Here is a 15,604-nt window from a genome sequence, read left to right as displayed (position 1 = left end):
GCGGCGGATGCGCGGGCTGCGTGCCCCGGGCTGGCTCCTGCTGGCTCTGCCCCTGGCCTTCATGGGCCTGCTGCTGGTGGCGCCGGTGTTGCGCCTGCTGGCCCAGGGCCTGGGCACGGCCGACCTCTCGCTGATCGGGGTGTGGTCGGATGGCCACCTGCGCTGGCGGCTGGCCTGGTCGGTCCTGCAGGCGGCCATCACCTGTCTGCTGGCGCTGGTCCTGGGCCTGCCTCTGGCCTGGCTGCTGGCCCGTCTGTCCTTCCCGGGCCGCTGGCTGGTCCTGCGGCTGCTGATGCTGCCCTTTGTGGTGCCCACCCTGGTGGCCGCGCTGGGTGTGCTGGCGCTGTGGGGGCCGCGCGGCATCATCGGTCAGCCACTGGCTGGTTGGGGCATCGACCTCACGGAGACACCATGGCTGCTGTTGTACGGCAACCTGTTCTTCAACCTGTGCCTGGTGGTTCGCGCGGGGGTGGATGCGCTGGAGCAGGTCAACGCGCAGCAGCTGGCCGCCGCGCGCACGCTGGGGGCCACCGCGTGGCGCGCGTTCTGGCGCATTGAATGGCCGTCCATCCGGCCCTGGATGCTGTCGGCCCTGTGTCTGGTGTTCCTGTACTGTTTTGCCGGCTTTGGCCTGGCGCTGGTGCTGGGCGGGCATCGCTACGCGACGGTCGAAGTCGAGATCTATAGCCTGGTGGCGCACGAGCTGGCCCTGGCCGAGGCCAGCGTGCTGGCCATCTGGATGCTGGGGCTGACGGGGCTGGTCGCTCTGGTGTACGCCTGGATTGAACGACGGTTGGCGGCGCCGGTGCGCACATCGCCGCTGCCACGGCGGCGGCCCGATACCGTGGGCGCCTGGCTGGCGCTGGTAGGGGGCCTGCTGGTGTTATTCCTGCTGTGTGCTGCGCCGCTGCTGGCCATCGTGTGGCGCGCGTTGCTGGCCTTGTCCGACACCGGTGCGGCTGTGCTGGCCGAACCGGACACCTGGCAGGCGGTGGGCAACACCCTTCGCTTTTCCCTGATGGCCCTGGTGCTGGCCACCGTGCTGGGGCTGGCGCACGCACTCGGCGTCCATGCCCTGGACCAGTGGCGCACCCGCCGCGGTGAGGCCGCCGCCGCGGGCTGGGCGCTGGGTTGGCGTGCGCTGGAGTACCTGCCTTTCGTGGTGTCGGCCGTGACCGTGTCCTTTGGGTTGTTGCTGCTGTACCCGGACTGGACCGCGAGCCTGTCCCTGCTGGTGGGTGCCTATGCGTTGCTGGCCTATCCCTTTGTGGCCCGCTCGGTCACGTCGGGACTGGACGCCATGCCACCGAGTCTGGGTCAGGCGGCCGCGACGCTGGGTGCATCGCCCTGGCGCGTGACCTGGCGCGTCGTGCTGCCGCTGGTGGCCCCGGCTCTGCGTCGCGGCATGGCCTTTGCTGCGGCCACGGCCCTGGGCGAGTTCGCGGTCTCGCTCTTTCTCTCGCGCCCGGAGTGGACGACACTGACCACCCTGATCTACCAGCGTCTGGGACGGCCCGGCGAGAGCAACCTGGATGCCGCCATGCTGCTGGCCTGTCTGCTCATGGCGCTGGCGCTGCTGGCCTTTGTGCTCATTGAAGGCCGCCCTCGACGGACATCGAACCAACATGCTTGAACTGCGCGAGATCCACAAACAATGGCAGCAGCGTCCCTTGTTGCGCGGGGTCGGCCTGCGGGTGGCGGCGGGCGAAACCGTCGCTCTGCTGGGGGCGTCGGGCAGCGGCAAGAGCACGCTGCTGAAAATCATCGCTGGCCTGGATGAGCCGGAGTCCGGCACGGTGTGGTGCGATGGACAGGACGTCACGCGCTGGCCACCGGAGCAGCGCCGCTTTGCGCTGATGTTCCAGGACTTTGCTCTGTTTCCGCATTTGGACGTGCAGGACAACGTGGCCTTCGGTCTGGTGGAACAGCGGCGTGGGCGCCGGCAGTCCAGGGACGAGGCCCGAGCCATGCTCGAGCGCTTCGGCCTGGCGTCTCACGCGCGCAGCCGGACCTGGACCTTGTCCGGGGGTGAGCAGCAGCGCGTGGCGCTGGCCCGGGCCCTGATCACCCGACCCCGGGTGCTGCTGCTGGACGAGCCCTTCTCGGCCTTGGACGCCGACTTGCGTGAGCAGTTGCGGCGCGAGTTTCTGCTGCGCATCAACGAGGCCGGGATGGCCGCGGTGCTGGTCACCCACGACGAGGCCGAGGCGCGCGCCATGGCCCGGCATGCGTGGCGATTGCAGGACGGTCTGCTGCAGCCCTTGTGGTGAGCGAGAGCCGGTGATCAGCGACCGGCCTTGAGCGCCTGCAGCAGCTTTTGGCCGCCGCGCCCGGTGGCTTCATGGCACAGGCGTTGCTGCTCGGCGCGGATGGCCACCCGGCTGCGTTCGCCCAGCATGCCATCGACCTCACCAATGTCATGTCCGCGCAGGATCAGCAGGCCCTGCAGCTCGCGGCGCTCGGCTCGGGACAGGCCAGGGTCATCAGTGGGCCAGGGCGTGACAAAGGGACCGCCACCGCGCAGTCGATCCGACAGGTGGGCAATGGCCAGGCCATAGCTCTCGGCCGCGTTGTAGCTGTAGATGGCGTCGAAGTTGCGGAATACCAGGAAAGCGGGGCCGTTGGGTCCCGCTGGTGCCAGCAGGCCGGCCGGCCCGGCGCCGGCCGGCAGCGCGGAACCGTCGGCTCGGCGCAAGCCACGGGCGGCCCACTCGGACAACGGGCGTTTGGTGCGCCGTCCCTCGCCGGACAGGCTGAAGCCGGCTGGCAGCTTCACCTCGAAACCCCAGGGCTGCCCGCTTTGCCAGCCCGCCTTGTCCAGGAAGTTGGCGGTGGAGGCCAGCGCATCGGCGGTGTTGTCGATGAGGTCCCGGCGTCCGTCGCCGTCGAAGTCCACCGCCAGCCGCTCGAAGGTGGTGGGCATGAATTGCGTGTGGCCGAACGCACCGGCCCATGAGCCCACCAGCTTGTCGGGGGCGACGTGGCCCGCCTGCAGGATGCGCAGGGCCGAGAAGAACTCTTTCTGGAAGAAAGCCTGTCGGCGACCATGACAGGACAGGGTGCCCAGGGCCTGCAGCAACGGGTATTTGCCGAAGGACTGCCCGAAATTGCTCTCCACCCCCCAGACCGCCACCACCGTGGCCGGGTCGACGCCAAAGCGCTGCTGCACCTGGCGCAAGGTGGCCGCGTGCCGTTCGAGCAGCAGCTTGCCTTCGGCGACACGCTCTTCGTCGACCAGGCCCGCCAGGTAGTCCCAGATGGGCAGGCGGAACTCGGGCTGGTAGTCCAGCTTCTCGATCACGCTCATGTCGGGCGTGAGATCACGCGTCAGGCGGGCGTAGGTGTCGGGGCTGACGCCCGCAGCACGCGCCGGTGCTTGCAGTCGGTCGAGGCAGGCATCGAACGAAGCATCTGCTTGCGCGGGCAGGGCCAGGCTCAGGAGGGCCAGAGCGGCAGACAGGGGGCGAAGGATGGGCATGTGCATGAGCATCAGACCGCCCAGGTGCTGCCATGTTCCGGCACCATTGCGTGCCAGCCCAGCTTGTCTTCGATGCTTTGACGGAACCGGTCCGACGCTTCCATGTCGCCATGGGTGACGAAGACACGGTGCGGAGCCTTGGGCAGGGCGCGCAACCAGTCCATGAGCTGGCTGGCGTCGGCATGGGCCGACGCCGAGGTCATCTGGACCACCTCGGCGCGCACCGGAATGTCCTGCCCGTGGATGCGCAGGTGTTCGACGCCGGCCGACAGCGAGGCACCCCGGGTGCCCGGTGCCTGGTAGCCGGTGAGTACCACCATGTTGCGGTGATGGCCCAGGTACTGCACCAGGTGGTGCAGGACACGGCCGCCGGTGGCCATGCCGCTGGCGGCCAGAATGACCTTGGGCCCGTGTTGCTGGGCGATGGCCTTGGATTGGTCCACCGACGACACCATGCGGGCGGCATGCTCCATGTCATGGCACTGGCGGGCGTTGAGGCGGTGTTCCCCCGGATGGCGGGCGAACAGGCCGGTGCTCTGGATGGCCATCGGGCTGTCCAGGTACACCGGCAGACTGCCTGGCAGGACACCATTGGCCTTGAGCAGGGCGATCGCGTGCAGGATTTCCTGGGCACGTCCGACCGCGAAAACCGGCAGCACCGCCGTACCGCCACGTGCCGCTACCCGCTGCAGGGCTGGGCCCAGCTCCGCCAGCACGTCCTCGTCCGGATGCTCGCGGTCGCCATAGGTGGACTCGATGATTACGGCGTCGGCAGCTGGGGGCTGATCGGGCGGGTTCATCAGGGTGTCATCGCTGCGGCCCAGATCACCCGAGAACAGGATGCGCCGGTTGCCCACTTCCAGCAGCAGGCTGGAGGCTCCCAGGATGTGGCCGGCATGGATGAAGGTGGCTTTCCAGCCGTGGATGGGCTCGAAGGTCTCGCCCATGTGCACGGTCTTGAAGAACTTGAGACTGTCGCGTGCGTCCTGTTCGGTGTACAGCGGCAGGGCCGGCGCATGCTTGCTGAAACCATGCCGGTTGGCAAAGGCGGCGTCCTCTTCCTGCAGGTGGCCGCTGTCGGGCAGCAGAATGGAGGCCAGGTCACGGGTGGCTGGCGTCGACCAGATCTTGCCGTGAAAGCCCTCCTTGGTCAGGACCGGCAGGTAGCCGCTGTGGTCCAGGTGGGCGTGCGTGAGCAGCACGGCATTCAGGTGGTTGGGCAGGAAGGGCAGCGGATCGCGGTTGCGCAGGCGCAACTGCTTGTAGCCCTGGAACAGACCGCAGTCGACCAGCAGGCTCTGGTTGTTGAATTCGACAAGGTATTTGGAGCCGGTGACGGTGCCTGCGGCGCCCAGGAATCTCAGATGCACGTTCATGGATGCATCTTAGCGCTGCCCTGCGCGGTTTCAGAGTGCCGAGTCCAGCAGGAGCATGAAGATGAATCCACCCATCAGCGTCACGGAGGCCAGACCCTCGAAGCCGTTGCGGTGCGTCTCGGGAATGATTTCGTGGCTGACCACGAAGATCATCGCGCCGGCGGCCAGGGCCAGGCCGACCGGGTACAGCGCCGGCAGGCTGCCCAGCAGTGACAGGCCGAGGATGGCACCCAGTGGCTCGGCCAGTCCGGAGAGCACCGCGGCAGCCCAGGCCTGCCAGACCGGTCGGCCGAGTGAGCGCACCGCCATCGCCACCAGCAAACCCTCCGGCATGTTCTGCAGGCCGATGGCCAGCGCCACCGACGCGCCTGCCCGGACGTCATCGGTCCCTTCGATGCCCAGGGCGGCACCCGAGTAGGCCGCACCGACGGCCAGGCCTTCAGGGATGTTGTGGATCAGCAGTGCCAGCACCATCAGCCACGCCCGCTGGGCCGAGGCGACTTGCCCGTCGCCGGCAGCGGTCCATTGATGGGCATGACCGGGTGCCGACGGTGGCAGTACGGCATGTTCGTGCGGCAGCAGCCGGTCCATGCCCATCATGAGCAGCATGCCCAAAAACAGTCCGACAGCGGTGAGTCCGGCCGCGCCCAGGCCTGCCAGGCTGGCGGGACCCAGCAGGGCGCGCCCGGCCTCCAGCGACGGCATCAGCAGCGCAAACAGGGCGGCGGCCAGCATCACGCCCGCAGCAAAGGCCATCAGGGCCGATTCCTGGCGCTTGCTCACCCGCTGCACCAGAAAGACGGGCAGGGCGCCCACGGCGGTGGCCATGGCCGCCAGCAGCGCGGCCTGAACGCCGGCGGCCATGGCGCTGCCATGCGCCAGACCGTCCCACCAGGCACGGGTGGGGCCCCAGAGGGTGGTGGCGGCCGCCAGGCCCGCCATGACCAGCAGGCCCACGCCCAGTGCCAGCAGGGCCTGGCGCAGCGCGTGGGCTGGCACCGGCAGTTCCATGCGTTGCACTTGGTACCAGACGGGCTGGATCTGACGGATGAGGGTGGCCATGGCAAATCCTTGTGAATTGTCTGATAGTTTATAAAAACTATTCTTCGCAAGGATCAATAGATTCTATTTATGTCATAGTGGCTGCTACCCCGATGGCGACACGCTCACCGTCCGGTATGGCCAGCTTTCTCCCTGGCCGGATGGCGTGGGGTCATTCCACGTTGCGGTCGAGGCTCTTCAGATGGGCGCTCACAGCGTCTTCAAGACCGGCGATCGCCTCGTTCAAGGAGGCAAGCAACCGGGGAACTGGCTGAGTCTCGCTGACGATGATGGCATGCTCGAGCAGTCCCAGAACCTCGGCGCAGGATGATGCGCCCACCACCGCCGAGGTTCCCCGGTATTTGTGGGCATAGTTCTGCACCACCTGCCACTGGTTTTCCTGGCAGGCCTGCTGCATGGCGGGAAGCGCGGCCCGCAGTTCCTCGACCAGCTTCTCCAGGACATGGCGCTGGGCATCAGGCGCGGGACCGATCAGGAGCTCCAGCTTGCTTGGATCAAACATGGACATTCCCCACCGGGCTTGACCGCTGGATAGGCGGCTTGGATGTTGCATAAGTAAGCAATTGTTGCCACTGTTGCGGTCGTGCAGCGGCAAGTCACTGCGATTTTCGTGAATCATTTCGCAGTCTTGCGGTTTCCTGCAAGCCCTCCAAACCCGAACTTTGGAGGTAATTTCCGGTACCGCGGGCCTTTTTGCAGGGTCAGCCCCCGCCGGCGATCAGAAGCCGACGGCCTGGCCGTCGCGGCGGGGATCGCTGGCGGCGATGTAACCCTCGGTACCAGGATCGCCCAGGCGCCAGATGAACTGGCCGGCGCCGAAGTCCTGGTAGGGGTCGTCGATGCGGCGGGTCTGGTGCCCCAGGGCCTGCAGGCCCTGAACGACTGCGGGGTCCATGGCCGATTCGACATTGATGTGCATGCCCGCATCGAAGCGCCAGCGGGGCGCGTCGCAGGCCGCTTGCGGGTGCTGGCCATGATCGAGCATGCGCACCAGGGTTTGCACATGGCCCTGGGGCTGCATGTTGGCGCCCATCACGCCATAACTCATCACCGGCTGGCCGTCGCGGGTCAGGAAGGCCGGGATGATGGTGTGGAACGGGCGTTTGCGCGGTGCCACCAGGTTGGCGGTGTTGCGACCCGGGGCTGCGCTCAGGTTGAAACCGTGACCCCTGTTCTGCAGGCTGATGCCGAACGCAGGCTCGACCGCGCCGGAGCCAAAACCCATGTAGTTGCTCTGGATGAAGCTGACCATCATGCCGCTCTCGTCGGCGGCCGTGAGGTAGACCGTGCCGCCCTTGGCCGGGTTGCCGGCGCCAAAATCCTGCGCCCGCGTCATGTCGATCAGCGCGGCGCGTTGCCGCAGGTAGGCGGGGTCAAGCATCTGCTCGGCGGACACATCCATGGCGCCGGGCTCGGCCACGTAGCGGTAGGTGTCGGCAAACGCCAGCTTCATGGCCTCGATCTGCAGATGTTGTGCGGCCACGCTGTCGACCTTCATCGATGCCAGATCGAAGTTCGACAGGATGCCCAGCGCGATCAGTGCGGCAATACCCTGGCCGTTGGGTGGAATTTCGTGCAGGGTGTACCCGCGGTAGTCCTGCCCGATGGGCTGGACCCATTCGGGCCGGTAGCTGGCCAGATCGTCCTCGGTCAGTGCACCGCCATGTTCGGCCGAGAAGCGCGCCAGCGCTTGTGCGATCGGGCCGCGGTAGAAGGCCTCGCCACGGCTGTCGGCGATCGCCCGCAGACCGCGGGCCGCCGCGGCAAAACGGAACAGCTCGCCCACTTCGGGCGCACGGCCCCGGGGCAGGAAGGTTTCGGCAAAGCCGGGCACGGATTGCAGTTCGGGCGTGGCGGCCGCCCACTTCTGTTGCACCACCACCGGGACCGCGTAGCCGCGCTCGGCCAGTTCGATGGCCGGCTGCATCAGATCGGCAAAGGGCAGCTTGCCAAAGCGCTCGCTCAGGGCGACCCAGCCGGCCACGGCGCCGGGCACGGTCACCGAATCGAGGCCGCGCTTGGGCGGGGTCAGCGCATCGGTGCCGTACTTGCGGTGGAAGTAGTCGGGTGTCCAGGCGCGGGGCGCGTGGCCGCTGGCGTTCAGGCCGTGAAGTTGCCGGCCGTCCCAGAGAATACAGAAGGCGTCCGAGCCCAGGCCGTTGCTTACCGGTTCGGTGATGGTCAGCGCGGCGGCGGCCGCGATGGCCGCATCCACCGCATTGCCACCGGCCAGCAGCATGCGCAGGCCTGCCTGTGCCGCCAGCGGGTGCGAGGTGCTGACGATATTGCGGGCGAAGAGGGGCAGGCGGGCGCTGGGGTAGTGGGCTCGGTAGTCGAACGGGGTCATGGCAGGGTTTCCGGAGTCGGCCTGCCATTCTGCCGCGTCTGGGCGGCGACTTCAGCCACCACTGCGCAGCAGCATGGCCGGGTTCAGCCGCATCTGTGACAGCAGGTAGCGAGCACCCAGGCCCAGACTCAGCGCGCTGACGCCCAGTGCGGTCAGCAGGCCACTCCAGTAAAGGCCCGCGGGACTCATGTCCAGGCGCCATTGCAGCAGACCGGTGGCCAGGGCACTGCCGGCCAGCAGCGCGAAGCCGGCGGTGATCAGGGCCAGCAGGATGTATTCCCACACCAGCACACCGCGCAGCAGCGAGTGGCGCGCGCCCAGCGCGTGCATCACCGTGGCGTCATAGAGCTGGCGGCTTCGGCTGGCGGCCACCACGCTGGCCAGCGCCAGCAGGCTCGCGGCCAGACAGACGCCGGCCACCACCGCCAGGCCACTGCTGGCGCGACCCATCAAGGCACGGGTCTCGCGCAGGAGCGACTCGGTACGCACGGTGGCGATGTTGGGGGCCACCCCAGCCAGCCGGTCCTGGGCACCCAGTGTCTGGTCGGCCGGCATCCAGGCGGCGCCCACGTGCCGGGTGATGAAGGGGTCGAGCACACCGTCGCTGAAGATGGCCTCCAGCCACAGGCGCGACTGCATGCGGCGCTGGCTGTAGATGGCCGCCAGCGTCGCCTCGACCGGGCTGCCCAGGATGTCAAAGCGCAGTCGGTCGCCGACCTTCAGTCCGAGTTCGTCCGCTTCGCGGTCCTCCATCGCCACTAGGGGCTCACCCGCGTGGGACTCGGGCCACCAGGCACCGCGGTCGATGATGACGTCGTCGAAGTTGCCCGCCCGATTGCTGAGCTTGTGCTCGTCCCGTGCTTCACGGGCACGATCGCCGTTGTCGCTCGCTCGCAGCTCCTCGCCATTGACCGCCGACAGGCGACCGAGCACCAGAGGTGCCGTCCGCAGGTCCTGCAGGCCGGGCGTCGCCTCCAGGCTTTCGCGCAGCAGCGGAATCTGGCCGGTCTGCACGTCATAGAACACCAGGGCGGGTGCGTTCGCGGGCACCGTGTCGTTGACCGTGCGCAACAGGGTCATGACCACCAGGGTGCAGGCCACCAGCAGGGTCAGCGCCGAGCCCAATGACAGCAGGGCAGTCCGCAGGGGCGAGTGCGGCTGCTGCAGGCCGGCCAGGGCCAGTTGCAGGGGCAGCGGCAGGCGCGGGTGATGCTGCCACCGTGCGGCCAGGCGGCGCAAGCCGCGCGTGGCCGCATCGAGCACCGCCAGCAGTGCCGCCGTGGCCACCACGAAGGCCAGACCGAAACGCGGGTCGGGCAGGACGGCCACCAGCAGACACAGGGTGAGCGTCGCCACCCCGGCCGTCAGCCACCAGGCACGGCGTGGTGTGTGCAGCGCCAGGCCCTCCACGCCACGAAACAGGGCGGCGGGGCTCACCGACAGGGCGCGGGCCAAGGCAGGCAGTGAAAACGCCAGGGCGGTCAGCACACCAAACAGCAAGGCCACCAGCGCGGGCTGCCACAGACCGCCCAGCAGCAACGCCACCGGCAGCCGGTCGGCGGCCAGCTGAGCGCCGGCCAGCGCCAGGCCCAGGCCCAGCGCCACGCCCACGGCACTGGCCAGCACGGCCAGCATGCCGATCTGCAGCAACACGAGGGCAGCAAGGCGGCCGTCCCGCAGGCCCAGGGCACGCAGGGTGGCCAGGCTGGTCAGCTTGCCCTGCAGGTAGGCCTGCACGCTGTTGGCCACGCCCAGACCACCGATGAACAGGGCCGAGAAGCCGATCAGCAGCAGGCCCGAGGCAATCTGGCCCAGCACCTCGGCCATGCGGTCGCTGCGCTCGTCGAAGCTGCGCACCTCGGCGTCCAGTGCCGGGAATGCGGCCATGAAGGCATCGCGCCAGCGGGCGGCCGAGCCAACGTCGCTGTCGCTGATGCGTACCCGGTATCGGTACTCGACGCGACTGAGCGGCTGCACCAGACCTGTGGCCATCAAGGCATCTTCGGACACCAGCACCGGTGCGGCGCCCCAGTCGGCGCGCAGGCTGCGGTCAGGCTGCCGAACGATGCGGGCCTGGACCGTCAGCCCGATGTCGCCGATCGATACCGCATCGCCTGCGTTCAGTCCCAGCCGCGTGGCCAGTGCTCCATCCACGGCAGCGCCCCAGCTTCCTGCCTGCTTCGCCAGTGCCTGCTCGATCGGTCCGGCCGGTGCCAGCTCGACCTGGCCGTACAGCGGGTACTGACCGTCGGCACTGATGAGCTCGATCAACTGCGCCCGGCCATCGGGCAGGCGCAGCATGGTGCGCAGCTCGATCACCCGCGAGACCATGCCTCGCTGCGACATCCAGGCCAGGGCTTCGGGGGGCAGTGGTGATGGCGATTCGATCTCGACGTCGCCACCGAAGATCAGGCGCGCATCGTTGCGCAGGGCGTCGGACACCTGGCGGTACAGGCCACCACCAGCGGCGACCAGGGACACGCCCAGTATCAGGCAGGCCACGAAGATCCACAGTCGCCGCCCGCTGGCCCGCAGGTCGCGCCAGGCCAGGTCAAGCAGGAAGGGCATCGAGCGTCTCCGGTTGACGGGTCACGGGTGTCTCGTGCAGGGCGCCGTCGTGCAGGCGCAGTACCCGATCGCAGCGGGCGGCAAAGTCCATGTCATGGGTCACCAGCACCAGCGTCGTGCCCAGTTCCCGGTTCAGGCTGAACAGAAGCTCGCGCACCGACTCGGCGGTCTGGTCGTCCAGGTTGCCGGTGGGCTCATCGGCCAGCAGCAGGCGCGGGCGGTGAACCAGGGCGCGGGCAATGGCCACCCGCTGCTGTTCACCACCCGAAAGCTGGCTGGGCCGGTGGTGCATGCGGTCGCCCAGACCGACTCGGCGCAGCATGTCGGCTGCCATGTCCCTGGCACCGCTGGCGCCGGACATCTGCAGGGGCAGGGCCGCGTTGTCCAGCGCGCTCAGGCTGGGCAGCAGGTGAAAGCTCTGGAACACGATGCCGATGCGCTCACGCCGCAGATCGGCCAGGCCGTCGCTGTCCAGACCGCCCAGATCGATGCCGTCAATGCGGATGCGGCCCGCCGCCGGGCGCTCCAGCCCCGACAGCAGGAGCAGCAGCGACGTCTTACCTGAGCCCGACGGTCCGGCGATCGCCACCCGGGTTCCCGCCCGGATGCGCAGTGTCACATCACGCAGCACCGGCACCTGGCGTTGGCCGACCAGGTAATGCATGGACAGGCCGTCGGACTCGATCAGGTGGGGGGTGTTGTCGGTCATGCGGCGTCAGAGGATGGCCGTTGCCCTCAAGTTCCCGGCAAGGCCCAGACCCGTTGCCCGCCGACGGCATACCGCTGGCGCCCGGGTGCTGCCGCCACCGGGTGTCCTCCGGTGAAAGCGCCAAAGGCCGGCAGGATCGCCAGCCCCGGGTCGTGAACGAAGCAAGGCAGGCGCAGCGAGTCGCGTGCCGCGCCCTGCAGGCGACACACCGGGTGCAGGTGGCCCGCCAGCACGAAGTGGGTCGGGTGCGGCTGGGGATGGTGGCAGCAGGCGAAGGGTCCCAGCAACCAGGGCTCATCGACCACCTCGATACCCGCGTCTGGCGGAGGATCACCCGCCCGGTCGTCGTGGTTGCCGCGCACCAGGGTCATCGCGATCGGCGCATGGCGATTGCGCCAGTCGCTCAGGGCTTGCAGAACCGGGGCAGTTCGGCCGCTGGCCGCGTGCAGGAAGTCCCCCAGGAACACCAGCCGCTGTGGATTAAGGGTGGCGATCAGCCCATCGAGCCGTCCCAGGTTGTCATCGGTCGTGCCGACGGGCACCGGCTGGCCCAGGGCACGGTAGCTGGCGGCCTTGCCCAGATGCAGGTCGGCGATGAGCAGCGTCCGGCCCGCCGGCCACCACAGCGCGTGTTCGGGCAGCAGGTGCAGCGACTCGCCTGCCCAGCGGACGGTGGCGTGCGGAGGCGAGCGATCCGGCGCTGGGCCGCCCCAAGCCGGATCAGCCCCTGGACCTGGCAAGGACCGGAGCCCTTCCCGGTCCTGGGGCAGCGACCCGCGCAGCGGTGGAGCGTGGGGGCTCATGCGTAAGCGTAACTGCCGCCCTTTTTCAGTGCGGCCTGGTAGGCCGGACGGGCATGGATCTTCTTGAGCCAGGCCATGGTGGCGGGGCGTGATGGGCCCAGCCCCGCACGTGAGGTGGCCGCCTCCAGCGGGAAGCTCATCATGATGTCGGCGGCGCTCATCTGCTGGCCGGCAAACCACGGACGCGATGCCAGCACCTGCTCGATGTAGTCCAGGTGGGTGTCCACCATCGGTTGCACCTTCCTGACCGCGACCTTGCCCAGCAGCGGCACCTTGGACATGGCCAGCATCAGCAGCAGCATGGGCATGACCGATCCCTCGGCATAGTGGATGAACTGCCGGTAGTCGCGCAGCCCTTGATCGTGGTCGGCCGGGCCCAGTTTTCCGGTCTTCTCCACCAGGTACTCGCAGATGGCTCCGGTTTCCACCAGCTTGATGCGGCCGTCCTCGAGCACCGGCGACTTGCCCAGCGGGTGCACCTGCTTGAGCTCCGGCGGAGCGAGCATGGTGCGCCTGTCGCGCTCGTAGAAGCGGATTTCGTAGGGCAGTTCCAGCTCTTCGAGCATCCACAGCAGGCGCTGTGAACGGGAGTTGTTCAGGTGGTGGACGATGAGGCTCATGGTGCAAGTCTTGATGGCCGAAAGCGCCGATTGTGGCGTGAGCCAGAGAAATCCGCTGCCCGATGCCCAGGTCATCGAGGCCGCCGGTGCCGATCTGGACGGCCCCTGGACGCAGAGCGCGATGCCGGCGGGTCGATGGCGCTGTCCCGTCCGAAGGACAGTGTCCGTTGCACGCCCCCCGTGTCATCGACCTGGCCACCCCCGGCGGCCTTCTCCAGCTGGGACAGCATGCGTGCGATGCGGTCGGCCACGCTTTCGTTGCTCAGCTTCTCGCGCAGGCGTTCGATCATCAGCGGAAAGGCAAAGGGCGTGGCGCGCTCCAGCCCTTTGAGCACCAGGGTCTGCCGGGCCATTCGGTGCAGCGCTTCCTTCAGGCGTCCGATCTCCAGCTCCTGCGCCAACAGCTCGGCCTCGGCCTGCTGCAGCAGGCGGTTGTCCGGGTCGTACTTGCGAAACACCTCCCAGAACAGGCTGCTGGAGGCCTGCAGCTGCCGGCTGCTGCGCTTCTCGCCCGGATGTCCCTGAAAGATCAGTCCCGAGACGCGCGCGATTTCGCGGAAGCGCCGTTGCGCGAGTTCACTGGCGTTCAGGCTCTGCAGGACTTCGCCCAGCAGCGCGTTCTCGTCGGTCTGCTCCTTCAGCAGTTCGGGCAGCAGCGACGGCCAGTCGATCTCCGTCGCGCTCAGCAGCTCGAAGCCGTAGTCATTGACCGCCATGGAGAAGGTATTGGGCGCGCGTTGCGCCACGCGCCAGGCCAGCAGATTGGCCAGGCCCAGGTGGGCATGCCGGCCCGCGAACGGGTAGAGGAACAGGTGCGTGCCCTCGCGCGATTGCATCACTTCGGCCAGCAGCGTGTCGGGTGAGGGCAGGGCAGACCACTGCGCCTGCAGGTCCAGCAGCGGCCGCGCGGCCTGCAGTTCGGGGTCCTCATAGTCACTCGACTGCACCCGCGCCAGCTGCGCCACGACCGCATCGGCCAGTGTGGTGGACAGCGGCATCTTGCCGCCATTCCAGCGAGGGACGGCGGGTTTGCGACCGGTGGTGCGTTTGACCCAGGCCGTCATGTCGTGGATGCGCACCAGCTCCAGCAGGCGCCCGCCGAAGGTGAAGCAGTCGCCGGGTTTCAGGCGCGCGGCAAAGCTCTCTTCCACGTTACCGACCTTGCTGCCGCCCACGTATTGCACCGCCATGCTGGCGTCGCTGACGATGGTGCCGATGTTCATGCGGTGGCGTCGCGCCAGCCGTGCGTCCGGCACGCGCCAGACGCCGCGTTCGTCGGGCGCGGCGCGGCGGTAGTCCGGGTAGGCGGCCAGCGAGGCGCCGCCTTGCGAGACGAAGTCCAGACACCAGCGCCAGTGGTCCTCGGACAGATCGGCGTAGGCCGCGGTGGTGCGGACTTCCGCCAGCAGTTCATCGGGCGTGAAGCCGCCGCCCAGCGCGACCGTGACCAGGTGCTGCACCAGCACGTCCAGCGGCTGGCGCGGCGTGTCGCGCGCTTCGATCTGCCCGGCCAACACAGCCGCGCGCGCGGCTGCGCCTTCGACTAGCTCCAGGCTGTGTGTGGGCACGATGCTCACGCGCGAGGGCCGACCCGGCGCGTGGCCCGAGCGGCCGGCGCGCTGCAGCAGGCGCGCGATGCCCTTGGGCGAACCGATCTGCAGCACCCGCTCCACCGGCAGGAAGTCCACCCCCAGGTCCAGGCTGCTGGTGCAGACCACCGCGCGCAACTCGCCCGCCTTCAGTCCGGCCTCCACCCATTCACGCACCGCGCGGTCCAGCGATCCGTGGTGCAGAGCGATCTGACCGGCCCAGTCGGGCCGCGCGTCCAGCAGCGCCTGGTACCAGATCTCGGCCTGCGACCGCGTGTTGGTAAAGACCAGTGTGCTGCCACTGGCGGCAATCTCGCTGACCACCGACGGCAACATGGCCAGACCCAGGTGGCCGCCCCAGGGAAAGCGGTCCACGCGCGGCGGCAACAGGGTGTCGATGGTCAGTTGCTTGGGCGTCTGTCCGCGCACCAGCCGACCGGTGTTTGCCGCCTGCGGGCCGAGCAGGGTGTGCATGGCTTCATCGAGGTTGCCCAGCGTGGCCGACATGCCCCAGATGCGCAGGGCAGGGTTCCAGTGCCGCAGCCGGGCGATCGCCAGCTGTGCCTGCACACCGCGCTTGTTACCCATCAGCTCGTGCCATTCGTCCACCACCACCAGGGCGGTGCGGCCCAGCACCTCGGGCGCGTCCGCTCGTGCCATCAGCAGGCTCAGGCTCTCGGGCGTCGTCACCAGCACGGTGGGCAGGCGCTCGGCCTGCTTCGCGCGTTCGCTGCTGCTGGTGTCGCCACTGCGCACGCCGGCTGTCCAGGCGGGAGCCAGGTCGGGCAGCGGCTCCTTCAACGCCCGCAGGGTGTCGGTGGCCAGTGCCCGCATGGGCGTGAGCCAGACCACCGTCAGCGGCGGCGTGCGCTTCGCCTCGGCATCGGCCAGTGCCTGCAGCGCACCCAGCCACACGGCGTAGGTCTTGCCTGCGCCGGTGGTGGCGTGCAGCAGGCCGCTCTCGCCACGGGACATGGCGTCCCAGACCTCTTGTTGAAACAGGAAGGGCGACCAGCCGCGCGCGGCCATCCAGGCGGCAGCGTCGGGCGTCT

Annotated in this window: 12 protein-coding genes; 2 read left to right on the top strand and 10 right to left on the bottom strand. The window is 68.6% G+C overall.

Translation table 11 applies throughout. From position 1 onward, the window contains the following. The first annotated feature begins 7 nt into the window (after positions 1-7). Both ACFQNJ_RS06265 and ACFQNJ_RS06260 read left to right on the top strand, forming a co-directional pair. Positions 8-1,633 carry an ABC transporter permease gene (locus tag ACFQNJ_RS06265; RefSeq protein ID WP_382255028.1) on the top strand — a complete coding sequence of 542 codons (1,626 nt, stop codon included), beginning with the start codon at positions 8-10 and terminating at the stop codon, positions 1,631-1,633. Continuing rightward, positions 1,626-2,270 (top strand): ABC transporter ATP-binding protein, encoded by a 645-nt coding sequence (locus ACFQNJ_RS06260; protein ID WP_382255026.1) that lies wholly within the window; start codon positions 1,626-1,628, stop codon positions 2,268-2,270. The genes ACFQNJ_RS06265 and ACFQNJ_RS06260 overlap by 8 nt, the downstream gene beginning before the upstream one ends. A 14-nt stretch (positions 2,271-2,284) precedes the next feature. Here the strand turns inward: ACFQNJ_RS06260 and ACFQNJ_RS06255 are convergent, their stop codons facing one another. The 10 genes from ACFQNJ_RS06255 to ACFQNJ_RS06210 all read right to left on the bottom strand — a co-directional run bounded on the left by ACFQNJ_RS06255 (position 2,285) and on the right by ACFQNJ_RS06210 (position 15,581). Next, the gene (locus ACFQNJ_RS06255) at positions 2,285-3,478 is read right to left on the bottom strand and encodes a lytic murein transglycosylase (RefSeq protein WP_382255023.1); all 1,194 of its coding nucleotides are present in this window, start codon (positions 3,476-3,478) and stop codon (positions 2,285-2,287) included. An 11-nt stretch (positions 3,479-3,489) separates the two neighbouring features. Further along, positions 3,490-4,854 (bottom strand): MBL fold metallo-hydrolase RNA specificity domain-containing protein, encoded by a 1,365-nt coding sequence (locus ACFQNJ_RS06250; protein ID WP_382255020.1) that lies wholly within the window; start codon positions 4,852-4,854, stop codon positions 3,490-3,492. A 30-nt stretch (positions 4,855-4,884) separates the two neighbouring features. Beyond that, entirely contained in the window at positions 4,885-5,916 is a 1,032-nt protein-coding gene (locus ACFQNJ_RS06245; RefSeq protein ID WP_382255017.1) for a ZIP family metal transporter, read from the bottom strand. 151 nt (positions 5,917-6,067) lie between these two features. Further along, positions 6,068-6,418 (bottom strand): Hpt domain-containing protein, encoded by a 351-nt coding sequence (locus ACFQNJ_RS06240; RefSeq protein ID WP_382255014.1) that lies wholly within the window; start codon positions 6,416-6,418, stop codon positions 6,068-6,070. A 216-nt stretch (positions 6,419-6,634) separates the two neighbouring features. Continuing rightward, entirely contained in the window at positions 6,635-8,263 is a 1,629-nt protein-coding gene (locus ACFQNJ_RS06235; protein WP_382255012.1) for a gamma-glutamyltransferase family protein, read from the bottom strand. Between the two features lie 51 nt (positions 8,264-8,314). Beyond that, positions 8,315-10,831 (bottom strand): ABC transporter permease, encoded by a 2,517-nt coding sequence (locus tag ACFQNJ_RS06230; RefSeq protein ID WP_382255010.1) that lies wholly within the window; start codon positions 10,829-10,831, stop codon positions 8,315-8,317. Next, positions 10,815-11,540: an ABC transporter ATP-binding protein gene (locus tag ACFQNJ_RS06225; RefSeq protein WP_382255007.1), complete on the bottom strand. Its 726-nt coding sequence runs from the start codon at positions 11,538-11,540 to the stop codon at positions 10,815-10,817. The genes ACFQNJ_RS06230 and ACFQNJ_RS06225 overlap by 17 nt, the downstream gene beginning before the upstream one ends. Before the next feature lie 26 nt (positions 11,541-11,566). Then, on the bottom strand, positions 11,567-12,343 hold the full coding sequence (gene pdeM, locus ACFQNJ_RS06220) for a ligase-associated DNA damage response endonuclease PdeM (protein WP_382255005.1): 777 nt from the start codon (positions 12,341-12,343) through the stop codon (positions 11,567-11,569). After that, entirely contained in the window at positions 12,340-12,963 is a 624-nt protein-coding gene (locus ACFQNJ_RS06215; protein ID WP_382255002.1) for a glutathione S-transferase family protein, read from the bottom strand. Before ACFQNJ_RS06215 ends, pdeM begins: the two co-directional genes overlap by 4 nt. A 71-nt stretch (positions 12,964-13,034) precedes the next feature. Further along, the gene (locus ACFQNJ_RS06210) at positions 13,035-15,581 is read right to left on the bottom strand and encodes a ligase-associated DNA damage response DEXH box helicase (protein ID WP_382255385.1); all 2,547 of its coding nucleotides are present in this window, start codon (positions 15,579-15,581) and stop codon (positions 13,035-13,037) included. Positions 15,582-15,604: the final 23 nt, after the last annotated feature.

This window comes from Hydrogenophaga bisanensis, from assembly GCF_042665135.1.
Lineage (GTDB): Bacteria > Pseudomonadota > Gammaproteobacteria > Burkholderiales > Burkholderiaceae_C > Hydrogenophaga > Hydrogenophaga bisanensis.
The sequence above is the reverse complement of the archived record's forward strand: the minus strand, read 5'-3'. Positions and strand labels throughout refer to the sequence as shown.

What these genes read in the sequence shown, in the direction of transcription:
- ACFQNJ_RS06265 (WP_382255028.1), top strand. Translation starts at nt 8, where the DNA reads ATGCGCGGGCTGCGTGCCCCGGGCTGGCTCCTGCTGGCTCTGCCCCTG.
- ACFQNJ_RS06260 (WP_382255026.1), top strand. Translation starts at nt 1,626, where the DNA reads ATGCTTGAACTGCGCGAGATCCACAAACAATGGCAGCAGCGTCCCTTG.
- ACFQNJ_RS06255 (WP_382255023.1), bottom strand. Translation starts at nt 3,478, where the DNA reads ATGCCCATCCTTCGCCCCCTGTCTGCCGCTCTGGCCCTCCTGAGCCTG.
- ACFQNJ_RS06250 (WP_382255020.1), bottom strand. Translation starts at nt 4,854, where the DNA reads ATGAACGTGCATCTGAGATTCCTGGGCGCCGCAGGCACCGTCACCGGC.
- ACFQNJ_RS06245 (WP_382255017.1), bottom strand. Translation starts at nt 5,916, where the DNA reads ATGGCCACCCTCATCCGTCAGATCCAGCCCGTCTGGTACCAAGTGCAA.
- ACFQNJ_RS06240 (WP_382255014.1), bottom strand. Translation starts at nt 6,418, where the DNA reads ATGTTTGATCCAAGCAAGCTGGAGCTCCTGATCGGTCCCGCGCCTGAT.
- ACFQNJ_RS06235 (WP_382255012.1), bottom strand. Translation starts at nt 8,263, where the DNA reads ATGACCCCGTTCGACTACCGAGCCCACTACCCCAGCGCCCGCCTGCCC.
- ACFQNJ_RS06230 (WP_382255010.1), bottom strand. Translation starts at nt 10,831, where the DNA reads ATGCCCTTCCTGCTTGACCTGGCCTGGCGCGACCTGCGGGCCAGCGGG.
- ACFQNJ_RS06225 (WP_382255007.1), bottom strand. Translation starts at nt 11,540, where the DNA reads ATGACCGACAACACCCCCCACCTGATCGAGTCCGACGGCCTGTCCATG.
- pdeM (WP_382255005.1), bottom strand. Translation starts at nt 12,343, where the DNA reads ATGAGCCCCCACGCTCCACCGCTGCGCGGGTCGCTGCCCCAGGACCGG.
- ACFQNJ_RS06215 (WP_382255002.1), bottom strand. Translation starts at nt 12,963, where the DNA reads ATGAGCCTCATCGTCCACCACCTGAACAACTCCCGTTCACAGCGCCTG.
- ACFQNJ_RS06210 (WP_382255385.1), bottom strand. Translation starts at nt 15,581, where the DNA reads ATGGCCGCGCGCGGCTGGTCGCCCTTCCTGTTTCAACAAGAGGTCTGG.